This window comes from Marinobacter persicus, from assembly GCF_002934325.1.
Taxonomy (GTDB): domain Bacteria; phylum Pseudomonadota; class Gammaproteobacteria; order Pseudomonadales; family Oleiphilaceae; genus Marinobacter; species Marinobacter persicus_A.
In genome coordinates this window covers 29,572-46,545 of sequence record NZ_PTIV01000001.1, presented here as the reverse complement: position 1 = coordinate 46,545, position 16,974 = coordinate 29,572, and the positions used below count along the sequence as shown (strand labels likewise).

The window sequence follows — 16,974 nt, the reverse complement described above, 5'->3', positions numbered from 1 at the left end:
CCTTGGAAAGGGACCTTAGTGTTTGCCCAGCCAATCGCGGGGGTTAACGGCCTTACCGTTCTTGCGAACCTCAAAATACACCGCCGGGTCCTGGGTGCCGCCAGTCCGGCCGGCCTGGGCGATGGTCTCGCCGGCATTGACCCAGTCGCCGGCAGCAGTGAACAGGCTGCTACTGTGGCCGTAGAGGGTCATGTAGCCGTCGCCGTGGTCGATGATGGTCATCAGCCCAAAGCCGCGTAACCAGTTGGCGAACACCACTCGGCCATAGTGGACGGCTCTTACATCGGCTTCCTCGTTCGTGTTCAGGATGATGCCGCTGCGCCGGAGCTTGCCATCGGCGTACTGGCTACCGAAATGGGTGACCACCTCGCCCTCGGCGGGCCAGGGCAGTCGGTTTCGAAGAGACTGGAACGGTTGCTGTTCGTTCGGCGCGGGGATGCTGGCAATGGCGGCCTGTACTTCCTTGAGCAGTTTTTCGAGCCGGTCCCGGTCTGCTGCCAGATCTTCCCGCTCGTTGCGGCGATGCTGGATGTCGTTGTTGAGCGCCGCCAGGGTCCGTTCCCGTTTTTTGCGGGTTTCGGTCAAGGCTTCCTGGCGTTCTTCCAGGTCGGCCTGGGTTTTGGCCAGTCGGGTCTGGGTGGCTTGCACCTGGGCCTTCGCCGTCTGCAGTGCCTGTAAGTCCTTGCGGAAGGCTTCCAGGCGTTTAACGGTGTCTCGGCTGAGGTATTCGTAGTAGGTCATGGTGCGGGCAATGTCGCCCGGCTCGGCTTCGTTAAGCAGGACTTTCAGGGCTGGCACGTCGCCTTCCATCCAGGCGGCGCGAATCTGTTTCTCCAGGCCCTTGCGCTGGGCCTGCAGGGATTCGGCCAGGGTTCGCTCCTGGCTGCGGAGTTCGGCCAGTTTCTTCTGTTGTGCCTTGGCCTGCTGCCGTAGTTCGCGACGCTCCCGGGTGAGGGTGCTGATCCGGCGTTCGGCCTCGGCCAGTTGTTGCTCCAGGGCGGAGCGGTCCTCCTCGGCCTCGGCGAGCCACTGGTCGACCTCGGCGATCTGTTCCTTCAGTTCTTCGATCTGGGCCGGGGTCACGTTCTGCTGCGCATGGGCAACCCCGGCCCCCGCGAGGAGGGCCAGTGTCAGCGTCAGGATAACCTTCAAGATATCCGCCCGGTGCCGGATCAGTCGAGATCTGCCAGGGAGTGCCCGGTCATTTCCGGTGGCTGCTCCATGCCCATGAGGCTGAGCAGCGTGGGGGCGATGTCGCTCAGGCTGCCGTCGTCCTTGAGTTTGAGTTGGCGGTGGCCGGTGTACACCAGGGGCACGGGGCCGATCGTGTGGGAGGTGTGCAACTGGCCGGAGTTGGGGTCGGTCATCTGCTCGCAGTTGCCGTGATCGGCGGTGATCAGGGATTCGCCGCCGACTTCGTCCAGCGCTTCCACTACACGCTGCACGCAATGGTCCAGGCACTCGGCGGCTTTGATGGCGGCCTCCAGGCTGCCGGTATGGCCCACCATGTCGCCGTTGGCATAGTTGCAGACGATCAGGTCGTATTTGCCGCTCTTGATCGCTTCCACCAGCTTGTCGGTCACTTCCGGCGCGCTCATTTCCGGCTGCAGGTCATAGGTGGCCACTTTCGGGGAGGGCACCAGGATGCGGTCTTCGCCTTCGAATGGAGTTTCCAGGCCGCCGTTGAAGAAGAAGGTGACGTGGGCGTACTTCTCGGTTTCGGCAATGCGCAGCTGGGTCTTGCCCTGCTTGGCCATGTATTCGCCCAGGCCGTTGGTCAGCTGCTCGGGCGGGTAGGCGCAGGACGTTTTGATGTCGGCGGCGTACTCGGTAAGCATCACGAAATCGGCCAGCTTGGGGTGCTTCCGGCGTTCGAAACCGTCAAAGTCCGGCTCCACGAAGGTGCGGGTCATTTCCCGGGCACGGTCGGCGCGGAAATTCATGAACAGCACGGCATCGCCATCGTTGATGGTGCCTTCCGGCTCGCCCTCGGCGCGAATGTGGGTAGCGGTGACGAACTCGTCGTTCTCACCCCGCTCGTAGGCTTCGTCCAGAGCGGTCAGCGGGTCGCTGTAGGTGAATTCGGCTTCGCCCAGGGTCATGGCGTTGTAGGCGGTTTCAACCCGATCCCAACGGTTATCACGGTCCATGGCGAAATACCGGCCGACAATGGTGGCTACGCGGCCAACGCCGAGGCTTTTCATTTTCGCGGACGCTTTTTCCAGCGAGGGCCTGGCACTACGCGGTGGCATGTCGCGGCCATCCAGGAAGGCGTGGATGTAAACTTCCTTCGCACCACGTGCAGCCGCCAGCTCGGCTGCTGCCAGAATGTGGTTTTCGTGGCTGTGTACGCCACCTGGAGAAAGCAGACCCATGATGTGGACGGCCTTGCCGTTGCCCGCTGCCTTATCGATAGCAGAACACAGGGCTTCGTTTTTCTGGAAATCGCCGTCTTCCAGGTCTTTATCGATACGCGTCAGGCTCTGGTAGACCACCCGGCCGGCGCCAAGGTTCATGTGGCCAACTTCAGAGTTGCCCATTTGCCCCTGTGGCAGGCCGACAAACATGCCGGAGGTGTTGATCAGGGTTTTCGGCTGATTCTGCCAGAGCTTGTCCCAGAACGGGGTCCGGGCATTGGAAATGGCGTTGTCGTCCGCCGGGTCACGGTGGCCCCAGCCATCGAGAATGATCAGTGCAGTGGGCTTGCGCGTCTCGGTCATGGTTGTGTCCGGTTGGTTGCGTTATAACAGGATCAAATGGGCTTCAGATTGTAACTGTTTTCATTTGTGCAGGCCATGTGCGGGAGTGCTGGCGTTCAAATGACGATCATGCATTCCAGCTATGGTCGGGGCCGCTCCTGCCTTCTTTGACCGGGTGTGGGTGTGTATAATCCGGCCAAACCAATTTTCAGGGTAGTTTCATGGACCGCTTGTTTGAATTCGTTGTCAATCACTACATTCTGGCCTCACTGTTCGTTGCGTTTCTGATCGCGATCTTCATCGTGGAGTCCCGTCGGGGTGGCGCGAAGGTTTCCTCACAGGGGCTGGTGAGCCTGATGAATCAGGACAAGGCCGTGATTGTGGATATCCGTGATCGCAAAGATTTCGCCGAAGGGCATATCTCCGGCTCCATCCATATGCCACTGAGCGGCCTTAAAAGCCGCATCAATGAACTGAGTAAGTTCAAGGATCAGGATGTGCGAATCGTGGTGGTGGACAAGATGGGACAGCACGCCGCGATGGCGGTCAAGCAGCTGAATGCTGAGGGTTTCGAGAACGTTGAGCGCCTGAATGGCGGTATTGCGGACTGGCAGGGCTCCAACATGCCGCTGGTGAAAAAATAAAGCGGACTTGATCCGGTTGCGGATCTGCCGCAATGTAAAGGCTTTCAACAACAGCATCAGAATAGAAAGGATTGATTATGGCTGAGAATCAGCAAGCCGCAGGCAACGAAGAGAAACCCCAGGCACAGTTCGCCCTTCAGCGCATCTATGTGAAGGACCTGTCGTTTGAGTCGCCGAATTCACCGGCTGTGTTTCAGCAGCAGTGGAAGCCACAGGTCAGCCTGGACCTGAACACTTCTCACAACAAGATCGGTGACAACCAGTATGAAGTGGTGTTGTCGCTGACCGTGACCACCAAGATTGACGACAAGGTGGCGTATCTTGTTGAGATTCAGCAGGCTGGTGTGTTCATGGTTTCCGGTGTTGAAGGCGCGCAGCTGGGGCACATGCTGGGTGCCTACTGCCCGCAGGTGCTGTTTCCCTATGCCCGCGAAGCCATTGATGGCATCGTGAATAAAGGCAGCTTCCCGGCCCTGATGCTGGCGCCGGTGAACTTTGACGCCATTTATGCTCAGGCTGTGAAGCGCAAGCAGGAGCAGGCGGCTGAAGAGAGCAAGGGCGAGCAGACTCACTGATTCGTTAAGCTTCTGCTCCCAATAAAAAAAACCGGCCTTGAGCCGGTTTTTTTATGCCTGGAGAAGTCTCAGACAGCGCCGGGAAAATCCAATTGCCGCCAGGCCTCATAGACCACCAGTGCCGCCGTGTTGGACAGGTTCAGGCTTCGGCTTTGGGGCTGCATGGGTACCCGCAGCCGATGCTCCGGGGGCAGGGTCTCCCGCACTTCCGGAGGCAGACCGCGGGTTTCCGGGCCGAACATCAGGTAGTCGCCGTCCTGAAAGGCCACTTCGTGGTAATGCCGTGAGCCTTTGGTGGTGAGCCCGAACAGGCGTGCCGGCTGCTCGGCCTCCAGGAAGCTCTGGTAATCCGGATGGATCTTTACCGTGGCGTATTCGCTGTAGTCCAGACCGGCCCGCCGCATCTGTTTGTCCTCCAGGGAAAAGCCCAGGGGTTCAATCAAATGCAGCTGGCAGCCGGTGTTGGCGCACAGGCGAATAATGTTGCCGGTATTGGGCGGTATCTCCGGCTCATAGAGTACAACGTTCAGCACCGGTTCAACGCTCCAGGGCCAGGGCGACGCCCATGCCACCGCCAATGCACAGGGTGGCCAGGCCCTTATGGGCATCCCGGCGCATCATTTCGTGCAGCAGTGTCACCAGGACACGACAGCCGGAGGCGCCGATGGGGTGGCCCAGGGCGATGGCCCCGCCGTTCACGTTGACCCGATCAGTGTCCCAGCCCAGTTCCCGGTTCACGGAGATGGCCTGGGCCGCGAAGGCTTCGTTGGCTTCCACCAGTTCCAGATCGTTCACGGTCCAGCCCGCGCGTTCAAGACAGTTGCGGGTGGCCGGGGTTGGGCCGGTACCCATGATCGCGGGGTCCACGCCGGCGTTGGCGTAGGCCTTGATGGTGGCCAGCGGCGTTAGGCCCAGGGCCTCTGCTTTCTCGGCGCTGCACACCATGACCGCAGCCGCGCCATCATTCAGGGACGAGGCGTTGCCGGGGGTTACGGTGCCGTCCTTCTTGAAGGCCGGGCGCAGTTTGCCAAGCCCTTCGGCGGTGGTGCCCGCCTTAGGGCCTTCATCCTTGTCGATGATCACTGGGTCGCCTTTGCGTTGGGGCACGCTCACCGGAACAATTTGGCTGTCAAAATGGCCGGCCTGCTGGGCGGCTGCGGCTTTCTGCTGGGAGGCTGCGGCGAAGGCATCCTGTTCGTCGCGGCTAATGCCATACTTTTCCACGATGTTTTCCGCCGTGATGCCCATGTGGTAATCCTTGAAGGCGTCCCACAGGCCGTCGTGCACCATGGTGTCGATCATCGTCCAGTTGCCCAGGCGCTGGCCGGTCCGGCTGTTGGGCAGGACGTGTGGCGCCTGGCTCATGCTTTCCTGGCCGCCGGCAATGATCAGGTCGGCATCCCCGCACTGAATGGCCTGGGCGGCCATGTGTATGGCTTTCAGGCCGGAGCCGCAGACCTTGTTGATGGTCATAGCGGGTACCGAGGAGGGCAGGCCGGCGTTAATGGAGGCCTGGCGAGCCGGGTTCTGGCCGCAACCGGCGGTGAGGACCTGGCCCAGGATCACTTCGTTGACCTGGTCTCCGGCAACGCCGGTTTCCTCCAGCAATGCCTGGATTACGGTGGAACCAAGCTGGTCGGCCTGAAGGCTGGACAGGCCGCCGCCAAAACTGCCGATGGCAGTTCGCTTGGCGGCCACAATTACGATGTCGCGCATGGGGTGCTCCTTATTATTGTCAGTGGTTCAAAGCTTGCGTTATCTGCGTCAGCCTTTCTCGGTGAATAGCTTCACCCAGTGTTTTACCCTTGTAGCCCTGCGCCATCAAATCTTTTGCTGAAACACCGCTGGCGGCGTTGACCGCCGCACGCAGTTGATCGATGGCTGGCCGTTGGGCCTGGGAGGTTGTGCAGGCCAGGGTCTGTAGCAGCAATTCGAAGCGCTCGGGCTTGCGCCACACGTCGGCCTGGTTCAATAGCGCCATGATCTGTTTAGCAGTGAGCCCTTCGCTGCCAGCGTTCTCCAGGTTTTCAGTGAAATGGCTGGCCAGTCGGGCCATGTCCCGGCAATTGTTGGGGGCCTTCATGGCGCTGGCACGCTGTTCGGCAGCGGTTTCAGGCAGGGCCGAGAGCAGGGCGGCGAAGCGCTGGTCGGTGGTGCCAGCGCGGTCGTCGATACAGGCCAGGGCCTTGAGCCCGGTTGCCAGGGGCTCTGGTGCCGACAGCTCCGGGATAAGCGGGGCCAGTGCCCCCAGCTCCTGAAGCAGTTCAAAGAACACCGTGGGTGCCCGTTCGTGCAGGGCACGCTGGATTTCCTGCCATACCCGCTCCGGCGCCAGGTGCTCCAGTTCACCCTCGCTGACCATCCGTTGCATCAGGGCGTGGGTTTCCGGGCACACGGTAAAGCCCTTGGGCGCCAGCCGGGCGGCGAAGCGGGCGGTGCGAAGGATGCGCAAGGGGTCTTCGCAAAACGCCTCGGACACGTGTCGAAGGGTCCGGTTTTCCAGATCTTCATGGCCGTTGAACGGGTCCACCAGTTCGCCATTATCGTCTTCGGCCATAGCATTGATGGTAAGATCCCGGCGCTTGAGATCGTCCTCCAGGGTGACATCCGGAGCACTATAAACGCTAAAGCCATGATAACCCTGGCCTTCCTTGCGCTCGGTGCGGGCGAGGGCGTATTCCTCGTTGGTCTTCGGATGCAGGAACACGGGGAAGTCGGCACCCACCTGTTTGAAACCCCGTGCCAGCATCTCGTCAGGGGTGGCCCCGACCACTACCCAGTCGTGGTCCTTGACTTCCAGGCCCAGGAGTTTGTCACGAACGGCGCCGCCGACCAGATAGATTTGCATGCAAGGGGTGTCCTGTGTGGTGCTTAAGGTTCTGCGCCTGATTATCCCGGCTGGCACCAGGGGAGGCAAATTATTGCCACTTCCGGTTTCCTGGCTATGGCTGGCTGATTAAGGTTATATGGATTGTTCCGTAAATCATGGGCCTGAGGACGTTGGCGTGATTTTTTCATGGTGATCAAAAATGAATTTTGGAGCAGGAATAATGATGTTGCGCTGGAGTCTTGTTGCGTTTCTGGCAGTGGTTCTCACTGGTTGTGCGTCCAGCCAGAATAGCGAGGAGCAGGCCAAACCGGAACTGGAGCCGGTAACGGTGCGGGTCAGCGGTTACGGGACCTATGAGGACGTCGAGGAAGACCGGTCCGACACCCGTAAGCGGCTGCTGGCTCGACGCGCGTCTCAGCTCGATGCCTACCGGAACCTGGCAGAGCGGGTTTACGGCACCGTAGTGTTCGGAAGCTCCACCGTCAGCGATTTTGTATTGCAGAGTGACAGTTTTCGGACCTATGTAGACAGCTACGTGCGCGGCGCCAAAGTCATTTCGGTGACCGAGCACAGCGATGGCGTTGTTGAAACCGTGATGGAGCTGAAGCTGGAGCCGGAATTTCTGGAGTGTGCCGCTGGTGTGGCGGATGACAAGGTGCTTGATACCTGCCCGCTGCCGGTGCCCAAGTACAATGACCGTGTGGGCGATCTGGAAGCCCGTTCGGCTGATTCACTGTATTACCTTGATTGATGTGCCAAAGGCACAGCTTGTGAGAGAGCTATGAAATATCTGATGTGTCTGCTTCTGGTGGTGTGTTCCGGGCTGGCCGAGGCCGTTGTGCTCGAAGGTGTTGGGCATGCCACCATTCAGGAAGACAACATTGACCAGGCCCGTGTTGAAGCCAGGAAAGCCGCCATGCGGGACCTGGCCTTGCAATACGATGCCAGGGTCAGTGCCCGGGATGAGATGGAAAACGGCGAACTGGTGAACTCTCGCACCGAAGTGTCCGCCATGGCACAGGTTCGTAACGCAACCGTGGTTGATGAGTATCGTAGCGGCAATCTGCTACGGGTGATTGTCAGGGCTGAAGTGTCCGAGGATGTGGGGGGCAGTGCTACCTGCAAGGCCGGTGCGGCCTCGGGATTGCGCAAACGGGTTGCGGTGACGGGCTTCCCTATTCTTGGCTCAGGGCAGGGTGGTAGCCCGACGGTGGATGACGCCGGCCAGAAACTGCCTCAGGCGCTGGTGACCCGTTTGCAAGAGCAGGGGCGGTTGCAGGTGTTGGCCAGCAGCCACTTGCAGTTGTTTGACAACGTGCCCGATGCGCCGACTTCACAAAGCAACCTGGCAAGCAACCGCTTAACGAACGTTGTCCAGGTGGCCCGCGAGCTTGGCGCTCAGTTTGTGGTGTCTGGTGTGATACGGGACATTGGACTGGCGGATCCCAGCGCCTGGGGCTCATCCATTGTGGATCGCATGCAACGGGGTATTGGCATCTCCGATAATGACCGTCGGTTTGAAGTGGATCTGATGGTATTCGACGGATTCAGCGGTTCGGTTATCTATCAGAACCGCTTTGCCACGTCGGCCGACTGGAGCCCGGATGGTAATGGTAGCGGAGGTTTTGGTTCGGCGGGATTTGAAAAGTCCAAATGGGGCAGCGCTGTAACGGAAGTCATGGACCAGATGGCCGAAGAGGTAGACGGCGCTCTGGAGTGTCAGCCGTTCATGACCCGTATTGCCCGGGTGGATGGCCGTAAGGTGACCCTGGAATCCGGTGCGACCGCTGGTTTGCGGCCGGGGGATGAGCTGGCTGTGTATCGCAGCCGGCGCTATTTCGATGCCCTGGGAAGCACGCCGGAGCTTCAGGATGCCGGGGTATCGGTGACGCTGGACAACGTGCACCCGGATTTCAGTAACGGGCAACTGCCCACGGTTGGCGGGCAGGTGAATATCCAGCGCGATGACATCGCGATCATCTGGTGATCAGGCCGCCTCGGCGGCCGCAATATCCCGAATCTTGCCCACCATGGCCCGCAGGCCGTTACCCCGGGTGGGTGAGATGTGGCGGAAGAGGTCGAGCCGCTCGAACAACTCGTCGATATCGGTGGCCAGCAGCTCGCGCGGTGTCTTGTTGTTCAGCGCCACCAGGATGATGGCCGCCAGACCGCGCACGATCATGGCGTCGGAATCAATCAGCAGGAACAGTTTGCCGCTTTCGTCATCGTAGTGGTGGATCAGCCACACCTGGCTCTGGCAGCCATGCACGAAGTTCTTCTCAAGGCGCTCATCGTCCGGGAAGGCCGGCAGTTGCTTGCCCAGGTCGATGATGTAGGCGTAACGCTCTTCCCAGTCGTCCAGGAAGTCGAAGTCCTCAAGTACCTCATCCAGAGTGGTTTTCTGGCCCAGGGGGTTGTTCAGAAACTGCTCTTTGCTGGCGGTCATAAGTCGTCGTTACTGGTTGATGAATCGTCCCTCTTCCCTGAAGGGAAAGGATTAAAGCATTCCGAGTTCGAGCTTTGCTTCGTCGGTCAGCATATCGTTACTCCAGGGCGGATCAAAGGTCAGTTCCACCGTGACCTTGTCCACATTGGGCACGTGCTCCACCTTGCGCTTCACGTCTTCGGTGATTACCGGGCCCATGCCGCAGCCAGCGGCGGTCAGGGTCATCTTGATGTAAACGTGGTTGCCGTCCTCGGTGCCGTTTTCAATCTTGCACTCGTAGATGAGGCCCAGGTCCACCACGTTGACCGGGATTTCCGGGTCGTAGGCGTTGCGCATGGCTTCCCAGACCTGGTTTTCGTTGATGGTGCCGTCTTCCGGGGTCTCGAAGCTGCTCTCCAGTGGCTTCTTGCCCAAGGCGTCAGCATCATGGCCTTCAACGCGGGCCAGGTTGCCGTTCACCGCGACAGTGAAGGTGCCACCAAGGGACTGGGTGATGGTCACGAAGGTGTCCGACGGAATCATGATTTCCGTGCCGGAGGGCACCAGCCGTGCCTCCACTTCGCGCTTGGTCAGGACGACTTCCCGTTCTTGCATACTCAATCAGCCCTTCTTAAAGCTTTACGCCACCGTGAAACTCTCACCACACCCGCATTCGGCCGTGGCATTGGGGTTGTGGAAGCGGAACAGGGAGTTCACGCCCTCGGTGACAAAGTCGATTTCGATTCCGTTCACCAGCGGCAGGTGCTCTTCTTTCACGAACACATCCACGCCGTCGATGGTGAAAATACGGTCGTCAGTGGCGGCTTCTTCCACCCACTGGGTCTCGTACTTGAAGCCGGAGCAGCCGCTTTTCTTGATGGCCAGGCGAATGCCCTTGGCTTCCGGTTTCTTGTCCAGTTGTTTGCGGACGTGCTTGACCGCCGCAGGGCTCATGGTCACGTTCACGTCGTTGGTCGGGGTGAAGACTTCAGCTGTCATGTTTCCACCTCCCTCAGGTAAGCAGGCGCTGGATTTTTTGCAGGCCCTGGAATAATTTCTCGACCTCTTCCAGCGTATTGTAAACGGCAAAAGAGGCCCTGGCTGTGCCGGTAACCCCGTAGAAGTCCATCAGCGGCATGGCGCAGTGGTTACCCGTGCGGATGGCAATGCCCTGCTGGTCGAGCAGGGTGCCAATGTCGCTGGCGTGAAGGCCGGCAATCTTGAACGACATCACGGGCACTTTCTGTCGGGCGGTGCCGATGATTTCCATGCCGGGCACGGTTTCCACCAGTTCGTTGGCGCGTTGCAGCAGAGCACTTTCTGCCGCTTCCATGGCCGGGCGGCCCAGACCTTCCACGTAATCAATGGCCGCAGCCAGGCCCACGGCTTCGGCGATGGGCGGTGTGCCGGCTTCGAATTTGTAAGGCAGGATGTTCCAGGTGGTGCGCTCGAACGACACCCGTTCGATCATCTCGCCGCCACCCTGGTACGGAGGCATTTCCTCCAGCAGCTCGGCACGGCCGTAGAGCACGCCAATACCGGTAGGGCCGAACAGTTTGTGGGAAGAGAAGGCATAGAAATCGCAGCCCAGCTCCTGCACGTCCGGACGGAAATGAGGTACCGCCTGGGCGCCATCAACGAGGGTAAGGACGCCCAGTTTCTTGGCCTGTTCAATCACGGAGCGAACCGGGTTGATGGTGCCCAGCACGTTGGAGACGTGAGTAATGGCCAGAATTCGGGTGCGCTCGTTCAGCAGACTGGTGAAGGACTCCAGGTCCAGCTCTCCCTCCGGAGTGACCTGGATGGGAATCACCTTGGCGCCGGTGCGCTCCGCCACCATCTGCCAGGGCACGATGTTGGCGTGGTGCTCCATGTGGCTGACCAGGATCTCATCGCCTTCCTTAAGCCGCGGCGCCAGGCCGTTGGCCACCACGTTGATGGCCTCGGTAGTGCCTCGGGTCCAGATAATTTCCCGGGTGCTCTGGGCGTTCAGGAAGCTGCGTACGGTTTCCCGGGCACCTTCGAAGGCGGTGGTGGCGCGGTCACCGAGGGTATGGGCGCCCCGGTGCACGTTGGAATGCATCTCCCGGTAATAGCGGTCCATGGCATCCAGCACCATCTCGGGCTTCTGGGCGGAAGCGCCGTTGTCCAGGTACACCAGCGGCTTGCCGTTGATTTCCTGGGACAGAATCGGGAAGTCCCGGCGGATGGCTTCGACGTCAAGCACCGGGCTTGCGGTGGTGTTTGCCGTGGACAAATCGCTCATTCGCTTCAGGCCTCCTGGAAGGTTTGCTCGAAGAATTCATTCAACCGCATCTGGGCGGTTTCACGTACGGCTTCGACAGGAATCTGCTCGACCAGTTCGTTGATGAACGCCATGGTCAGCAGCACGTTGGCCTGGCGGCGGCCAATGCCCCGGGAAACCAGGTAGAACAGGGATATCTCGTCAAGCTGGCCAATGGTGGCGCCATGGGCGCACTTCACGTCGTCCGCGTAGATTTCCAGTTCCGGCTTGGTGTCGATTTCCGCGCCACTGTTCAGCAACAGGTTTTTGTTGTTCATATCCGCGTTGGACTTCTGGGCGTCCGGGTGGATATGAATCCGGCCGTTGAATACCGCGTGGGACTTGTCCGCCGCGATGTTGCGGTAGGTCTCCTCGCTGTTGCAGTGGGCCGCGACGTGGTCAATGCAGGTGTGGTTGTCGTAATGCTGCTTGCCCTGGGTGACCACCACGCCATTGAGCTTGCACTCGCCACCTTCGCCTTCCAGGCGCACCTGCAAGTCGTGCCGGCGAAGAGGGCCGCCAAAGCCCACGCAGTGGCTTTCAAAGCGGGAGCTGCGCTGCTGCACCACGCCGGTGGCGCCAATGTGCTGCACGTTCTCGCCTTCCATGTTCAGGCGAATGCTGGTGATGTTGGCGCCGTGGGCCAGGTCGAACTCGGTCACGGTGTTGGCCAGCAGGGAGGCATCACCACTGGAGATGTATTCCTCCACCAGGGTCATCTGGCTGTTGGCGCCGGCATCCACGAAAATACGCGGATAGGCCGAGCCGGGCGCATCGCCCCAGGTCTCGTGGATGATAAACAGCGGCTGGTCCAGCACCGCGCCGGGCTTCAGGCTGATCAGCAGGCCATCTTCAAAGCGGGCGCCGTTGAGATGGGCGAACTGGGTGCGTTTCGGATCCAGTGTTGAGCCCAACTGCAGCGACAGGGCGCTGGCCTCGTCGATGCTGAGGTCGCCAAAGCGCTTGATGGCAATGCCGTCCATGTCCGGAAACTCGCTGGCCTCGGGCACCATCACGCCATTGATGAATACCACCTTGTAGCCGGGCACCGCCAGGCTGTTGCCAGTTTTGCCCTCGTTGGGCAGCGAGATGGCCATCTCGTCGTCCAGCTTCAGGTACTTGGCCGAGTATTTCCAGTTTTCCGTTTTGCGGGTCGGCATTGGCATGTCCACCAATGTACTCGCCCGCTGTTTGCGCAGCGCCAGCAGGGGTTCCGGCAGTTGATCACAGGCCGGGTGCAGGAAGGCGCTGGAAAGCGTGGGTGCTTGTTTCATTCCGCGACCTCCAATCAGTTGCTGGCTTCTTCTTCGTCTTTGATACCCAACCAGCCGTAACCTTTCTCTTCCAGTTCCAGCGCCAGTTCGCGGCCGCCGGACTTGATGATCCTGCCGCCGGCCAGCACGTGCACGTAATCCGGTACGATGTGGTTCAGCAGGCGCTGGTAGTGGGTCACCATCAAAATGGCGCGATCTTCCGAGCGCAGGGCGTTGACGCCGTCGGACACGACTTTCAGGGCGTCGATGTCCAGGCCGGAGTCGGTTTCGTCCAGGATGGCCAGCTTCGGCTGAAGCAGCAGGGCCTGGAGGATCTCGTTACGCTTCTTCTCGCCGCCGGAGAAGCCTTCGTTCACGCCGCGCTTGAGGAACGACGGGTCCAGGTCCACCTGCTTGGAGACTTCGCGGGCGAGCTTCATGAACTCGGCGGCGTTCATCTCTTCTTCGCCACGGTGCTGGCGCATGGCGTTCACGGCGGTGCGCAGGAACTGCAGGTTGCTCACGCCCGGGATTTCCACCGGGTACTGGAACGCCAGGAAGATGCCTTCGCGGGCACGCTCTTCGGTTTCCAGGTCCAGCAGGTTTTCGCCGTTCAGGGTGACTTCGCCGCTGGTAACTTCAAATGCTTCGTTGCCTGCCAGAACCTGTGACAGGGTACTCTTGCCGGAGCCGTTCGGACCCATGATGGCGTGAACTTCGCCGGCCTTGATCTCCAGGTTGATGCCCTTGAGGATTTCTTTGTCCTCAACGGATGCGTGCAGGTTTTTGATGCTCAGCATTTGTGGCGTCTCTCTCGTTTTATCCGTCTGAATTCTTGTGCTCACCCTTGTGACTACAGGCCTCGACCTTGGGTGAGTCAGCCGTCGGGGTGGCCCTTCCGGGATACGCTGTGAATACGTCCATGTACGCTCGACAAAATCATCCCTGATTTTGACGATCCCGGAAGGGCCACCCCGACGGCTTCCGCGATACTGTTGTGCTTGCTGTCCTGTTAACCCACCGACCCTTCGAGGCTCACTTCAAGCAACTTGCCAGCCTCTACGGCGAATTCCATCGGCAGCTCCTTGAACACTTCCTTACAGAAACCGTTCACGATCATGGATACGGCCTGCTCCGGGTCGATGCCGCGCTGACGGCACAGGAACATCTGCTCGTCGCTGACCTTGGAGGTGGTGGCCTCGTGCTCCACGATGGCGGACTTGTTCTTGCTCTCGATGTACGGGAAGGTGTGCGCCCCGCAGCGGTCGCCGATCAGCAGCGAATCGCACTGGGTAAAGTTACGCGCGCCTTCCGCGCCGGGCTGGAACTTGACCAGGCCCCGGTAGGCGTTGGAGCTGCGGCCGGCGGAAATGCCCTTGGAGATGATGGTGCTGGAGGTGTTCTTGCCCAGGTGAATCATCTTGGTGCCGGTGTCTGCCTGCTGGAAGTTGTTGGTCAGCGCCACCGAGTAGAATTCGCCCACGCTGTTGTCACCCTTCAGGATGCAACTGGGGTACTTCCAGGTGACGGCGGAACCGGTCTCAACCTGGGTCCAGGAAATCTTTGAGTTCTTGCCCTGGCAGGCCCCGCGCTTGGTCACGAAGTTGAAGATGCCGCCTTTGCCTTCTTCGTCACCCGGGTACCAGTTCTGCACCGTGGAGTATTTGATCTGCGCGTCGTCGAGCGCCACCAGTTCCACCACGGCGGCGTGCAGCTGGTTTTCATCGCGCATGGGCGCAGTGCAGCCTTCCAGGTAGCTGACGTAACTGCCTTCGTCGGCAATGATCAGGGTGCGCTCGAACTGGCCGGTGTTGGCCGCGTTGATGCGGAAATAGGTGGACAGTTCCATCGGGCAGCGCACGCCCTTGGGCACGTATACAAAGGTGCCGTCGGAGAACACCGCCGAGTTCAGCCCGGCGAAGAAGTTGTCGCTGTGGGGAACCACGGTGCCCAGGTATTTCTGGACCAGCTCCGGGTAGTCCCGGATGGCCTCGGAAATGGAGCAGAAGATCACGCCGGCTTTGGCCAGCGGCTCTTTGAAGGTGGTGGCCACGGAGACGGAGTCGAATACCGCGTCTACCGCAACGCCGGCCAGTTTTTCCCGCTCGTGCAGGGGAATGCCCAGCTTTTCGTAGGTTTTCAGGAGCTCGGGATCGACTTCATCCAGGCTCTGGGGCATGTCTTCCTTGCGCTTGGGGGCGGAGTAGTAGGAAATCGCGTTGTAGTCGATTTTCGGGTAACCCACGTGCGCCCAATCCGGTTCGTCCATCTCGAGCCAGCGATGATAGGCTTTCAGGCGCCATTTGAGCATCCATTCCGGTTCTTTCTTCAGGCCGGAAAGGCGGGCAATGACATCTTCATTCAGGCCGGGTTCGAACGTGTCGGATTCGATGTCGGTGACGAATCCGTGCTCGTATTCCCGTTTGATCAGCTCATTCACCTCTTGGTCGGTGGTCGCCATGATCGTTGCTCCGTTATTCTCTCATCGTGGGCCGGCTCGTTGTCAGGCCGGTCCCGTGCATTCTGGCGAGTGATTATACAATACCAGAGTAAATTAGTCAGGTATTAAATTGGGCTTGCGCTGAGTATACATTAATCAGGGTGATAGCCCCATTTTAACCCCTCTGTGCTATGAGCAGGCGGGCAGGCCTTTCCAAAACACGCCCGCGAGTACGTCCATGGCAGATTTTTGCTCCTGCAAAATCTGCACTTCCGCCATCCATGGCGGTCGTAAGCTCAACTGCAGCCATCCCTGGCTGCAGACAGTTTTGGAAAGGCCTACCCGCCTGCTCCCATGGCTGTTAGTTATTCTCCGGTAAGATCCGAGTCAAATAGCTGTGCGCCAGCGATTCCGGGAGTCCCTCGGGGGCCGGGATGCGCACAACGTGACCACTACCCGGCGCGTATTCCATACGCTCGCCCTTGCGGTTTTCCATAATGTCAGCCGAGAACCGCAGGTTGCCTGCGGGGTTGACCAGTTCCAGCTGGTCGCCCGGGGCGAACTTGTTTTTCACGTCAATGGTCAGCCACTGCTCATCGCGCTCAACAACGGTGCCCACCACCTGCTGGGTACCCAGGAACGATGAGCCCTGTTCGTAGGTCTGGTATTCCTGCGGCACGTGGCGGCGCAGGAAGCCTTCGGTGTAGCCACGGTTCGACAGGGCCTCGAGCTGGTCCATCATGCCCATGTCGAAGGGCTTGCCGGCCATGGCGTCATCAATGGCCTTGCGATACACCTGGGTGGTGCGGGCCACGTAGTAGGTGCTCTTGGTGCGGCCTTCGATTTTCAGCGAGTGCACGCCCATTTTGACCAGTTCCGCCACGTGTTGTACGGCGCGCAGGTCCTTGGAGTTCATGATGTAGGTGCCGTGTTCGTCCTCGTAGGCCGGGATATAGCCGCCGGGGCGGTTGGGCTCTTCCAGCAGGATTTCCTTGGGCTCGAATTCCTGGACGGCGTCGGCGGTGCTGGCAATCAGGTCGCCGGTCTGGTCGTGGCTGTGGGCTACCTCTTTATAGTTCCAGCGGCAGGCGTTGGTGCAGGCGCCCTGGTTGGCGTCGCGGTGGTTCATGTAGCCGGACAGCAGACAGCGGCCGGAGTAGGCCATGCACAGGGCGCCGTGTACGAATACTTCCAGCTCCATTTCCGGCACTTTCTCGCGGATGGTGCGGATTTCCTCCAGCGCCAGTTCCCGGGACAGGATCACCCGGCTCACGCCCTGGCGGCGCCAGAATTCCACGGTGGCCCAGTTCACGGCGTTGGCCTGGACCGACAGATGAATGGGCTGGTCCGGCCAGTTTTCCCGCACCAGCATGATCAGGCCGGGGTCGGACATGATCAGGGCGTCGGGTTTGAGCTCCAGTACCGGCGCCAGGTCCCGCAGATAGCTGCGCACCTTGTCGTTGTGGGGCGCGATGTTGGAGACGAGGTAGAACTGCTTACCCAGCTCGTGAGCCCGCTCTATGCCCGCGCCCAGGGCTGCAACATCCTTGAAACTATTGTTGCGTACTCGTAGTGAGTAGCGTGGCTGGCCGGCATAGACCGCATCGGCGCCGTAGGCAAAGGCGGTTTCGAGATGGTCGGGGGTGCCAGCGGGGGCAAGCAGTTCCGGGGTGATCATGGTGTCTCCGGGTTGTTCGGTCTTCGGTGGGTAAGGGGCGGTATTATGGAAAACTTGGGCCCCGGTGGGAAGGCACGTGTTCATTTTGTCGCCAGGATTTGAGCTTGCTACGTGTATTATTTATTATTTCAGCTAACATGTGTACG

Annotated in this window: 17 protein-coding genes; 4 read left to right on the top strand and 13 right to left on the bottom strand. The window is 60.0% G+C overall.

Going from position 1 to position 16,974, the window contains the following annotated elements; all coding sequences use genetic code 11:
- Positions 1-15: 15 nt before the first annotated feature.
- Entirely contained in the window at positions 16-1,155 is a 1,140-nt protein-coding gene (locus BY454_RS00255; protein WP_374953531.1) for a murein hydrolase activator EnvC family protein, read from the bottom strand.
- 17 nt (positions 1,156-1,172) lie between these two features.
- Positions 1,173-2,720 (bottom strand): 2,3-bisphosphoglycerate-independent phosphoglycerate mutase, encoded by a 1,548-nt coding sequence (gene gpmM / locus BY454_RS00250; protein WP_104414624.1) that lies wholly within the window; start codon positions 2,718-2,720, stop codon positions 1,173-1,175.
- A 200-nt stretch (positions 2,721-2,920) separates the two neighbouring features.
- Between gpmM and BY454_RS00245 the strand changes: the two genes are divergently transcribed.
- Complete coding sequence (locus tag BY454_RS00245) at positions 2,921-3,343, top strand: rhodanese-like domain-containing protein (RefSeq protein WP_104414623.1); 423 nt, start codon at positions 2,921-2,923, stop codon at positions 3,341-3,343.
- Positions 3,344-3,420: 77 nt separating this feature from the next.
- Complete coding sequence (gene secB, locus BY454_RS00240; protein WP_104414622.1) at positions 3,421-3,918, top strand: protein-export chaperone SecB; 498 nt, start codon at positions 3,421-3,423, stop codon at positions 3,916-3,918.
- 68 nt (positions 3,919-3,986) lie between these two features.
- On the opposite strand, the gene trmL is transcribed toward secB, so the two are convergent.
- The 3 genes from trmL to BY454_RS00225 are packed head-to-tail and all read right to left on the bottom strand — an operon-like array spanning position 3,987 to position 6,766.
- Positions 3,987-4,451, bottom strand: coding sequence for a tRNA (uridine(34)/cytosine(34)/5-carboxymethylaminomethyluridine(34)-2'-O)-methyltransferase TrmL (trmL, locus tag BY454_RS00235; protein WP_104414621.1), 465 nt, complete (start codon positions 4,449-4,451; stop codon positions 3,987-3,989).
- A 4-nt stretch (positions 4,452-4,455) separates the two neighbouring features.
- Positions 4,456-5,634, bottom strand: a complete 1,179-nt coding sequence (locus tag BY454_RS00230; protein WP_104414620.1) for an acetyl-CoA C-acetyltransferase — start codon at positions 5,632-5,634, stop codon at positions 4,456-4,458.
- A gap of 19 nt (positions 5,635-5,653) precedes the next feature.
- On the bottom strand, positions 5,654-6,766 hold the full coding sequence (locus tag BY454_RS00225; RefSeq protein ID WP_104414619.1) for a multifunctional CCA tRNA nucleotidyl transferase/2'3'-cyclic phosphodiesterase/2'nucleotidase/phosphatase: 1,113 nt from the start codon (positions 6,764-6,766) through the stop codon (positions 5,654-5,656).
- 202 nt (positions 6,767-6,968) lie between these two features.
- On the opposite strand from BY454_RS00225, the gene BY454_RS00220 reads away from it, so the two are divergent.
- Both BY454_RS00220 and BY454_RS00215 read left to right on the top strand, forming a co-directional pair.
- Positions 6,969-7,499, top strand: coding sequence for an LPP20 family lipoprotein (locus tag BY454_RS00220; protein ID WP_104414618.1), 531 nt, complete (start codon positions 6,969-6,971; stop codon positions 7,497-7,499).
- Positions 7,500-7,529: 30 nt separating this feature from the next.
- On the top strand, positions 7,530-8,735 hold the full coding sequence (locus BY454_RS00215) for a flagella assembly protein FlgT (RefSeq protein WP_104414617.1): 1,206 nt from the start codon (positions 7,530-7,532) through the stop codon (positions 8,733-8,735).
- On the opposite strand, the gene BY454_RS00210 is transcribed toward BY454_RS00215, so the two are convergent.
- From BY454_RS00210 to trhP, 8 genes are all read right to left on the bottom strand, one after another.
- The gene (locus tag BY454_RS00210; RefSeq protein WP_104414616.1) at positions 8,736-9,194 is read right to left on the bottom strand and encodes a SufE family protein; all 459 of its coding nucleotides are present in this window, start codon (positions 9,192-9,194) and stop codon (positions 8,736-8,738) included.
- A 51-nt stretch (positions 9,195-9,245) separates the two neighbouring features.
- Entirely contained in the window at positions 9,246-9,788 is a 543-nt protein-coding gene (gene sufT / locus BY454_RS00205) for a putative Fe-S cluster assembly protein SufT (RefSeq protein WP_104414615.1), read from the bottom strand.
- 24 nt (positions 9,789-9,812) lie between these two features.
- Entirely contained in the window at positions 9,813-10,172 is a 360-nt protein-coding gene (locus BY454_RS00200; protein WP_104414614.1) for a HesB/IscA family protein, read from the bottom strand.
- A gap of 13 nt (positions 10,173-10,185) precedes the next feature.
- Positions 10,186-11,439 carry an aminotransferase class V-fold PLP-dependent enzyme gene (locus tag BY454_RS00195; RefSeq protein ID WP_104414613.1) on the bottom strand — a complete coding sequence of 418 codons (1,254 nt, stop codon included), beginning with the start codon at positions 11,437-11,439 and terminating at the stop codon, positions 10,186-10,188.
- 5 nt (positions 11,440-11,444) lie between these two features.
- Positions 11,445-12,731, bottom strand: coding sequence for a Fe-S cluster assembly protein SufD (gene sufD, locus BY454_RS00190; RefSeq protein ID WP_104414612.1), 1,287 nt, complete (start codon positions 12,729-12,731; stop codon positions 11,445-11,447).
- Positions 12,732-12,745: 14 nt separating this feature from the next.
- Entirely contained in the window at positions 12,746-13,510 is a 765-nt protein-coding gene (gene sufC, locus BY454_RS00185; protein WP_104414611.1) for a Fe-S cluster assembly ATPase SufC, read from the bottom strand.
- 212 nt (positions 13,511-13,722) lie between these two features.
- Positions 13,723-15,171, bottom strand: coding sequence for a Fe-S cluster assembly protein SufB (sufB, locus tag BY454_RS00180; RefSeq protein WP_104414610.1), 1,449 nt, complete (start codon positions 15,169-15,171; stop codon positions 13,723-13,725).
- 340 nt (positions 15,172-15,511) lie between these two features.
- Entirely contained in the window at positions 15,512-16,828 is a 1,317-nt protein-coding gene (trhP, locus tag BY454_RS00175) for a prephenate-dependent tRNA uridine(34) hydroxylase TrhP (RefSeq protein WP_104414609.1), read from the bottom strand.
- Positions 16,829-16,974 lie beyond the last annotated feature (146 nt).

Excerpts from the sequence above, each read along its gene's own strand:
- gpmM (WP_104414624.1), bottom strand. The coding sequence starts at position 2,720 with ATGACCGAGACGCGCAAGCCCACTGCACTGATCATTCTCGATGGCTGG.
- BY454_RS00245 (WP_104414623.1), top strand. The coding sequence starts at position 2,921 with ATGGACCGCTTGTTTGAATTCGTTGTCAATCACTACATTCTGGCCTCA.
- secB (WP_104414622.1), top strand. The coding sequence starts at position 3,421 with ATGGCTGAGAATCAGCAAGCCGCAGGCAACGAAGAGAAACCCCAGGCA.
- BY454_RS00230 (WP_104414620.1), bottom strand. The coding sequence starts at position 5,634 with ATGCGCGACATCGTAATTGTGGCCGCCAAGCGAACTGCCATCGGCAGT.
- BY454_RS00225 (WP_104414619.1), bottom strand. The coding sequence starts at position 6,766 with ATGCAAATCTATCTGGTCGGCGGCGCCGTTCGTGACAAACTCCTGGGC.
- BY454_RS00220 (WP_104414618.1), top strand. The coding sequence starts at position 6,969 with ATGATGTTGCGCTGGAGTCTTGTTGCGTTTCTGGCAGTGGTTCTCACT.
- BY454_RS00215 (WP_104414617.1), top strand. The coding sequence starts at position 7,530 with ATGAAATATCTGATGTGTCTGCTTCTGGTGGTGTGTTCCGGGCTGGCC.
- BY454_RS00210 (WP_104414616.1), bottom strand. The coding sequence starts at position 9,194 with ATGACCGCCAGCAAAGAGCAGTTTCTGAACAACCCCCTGGGCCAGAAA.
- sufT (WP_104414615.1), bottom strand. The coding sequence starts at position 9,788 with ATGCAAGAACGGGAAGTCGTCCTGACCAAGCGCGAAGTGGAGGCACGG.
- BY454_RS00200 (WP_104414614.1), bottom strand. The coding sequence starts at position 10,172 with ATGACAGCTGAAGTCTTCACCCCGACCAACGACGTGAACGTGACCATG.
- BY454_RS00195 (WP_104414613.1), bottom strand. The coding sequence starts at position 11,439 with ATGAGCGATTTGTCCACGGCAAACACCACCGCAAGCCCGGTGCTTGAC.
- sufD (WP_104414612.1), bottom strand. The coding sequence starts at position 12,731 with ATGAAACAAGCACCCACGCTTTCCAGCGCCTTCCTGCACCCGGCCTGT.
- sufC (WP_104414611.1), bottom strand. The coding sequence starts at position 13,510 with ATGCTGAGCATCAAAAACCTGCACGCATCCGTTGAGGACAAAGAAATC.
- sufB (WP_104414610.1), bottom strand. The coding sequence starts at position 15,171 with ATGGCGACCACCGACCAAGAGGTGAATGAGCTGATCAAACGGGAATAC.
- trhP (WP_104414609.1), bottom strand. The coding sequence starts at position 16,828 with ATGATCACCCCGGAACTGCTTGCCCCCGCTGGCACCCCCGACCATCTC.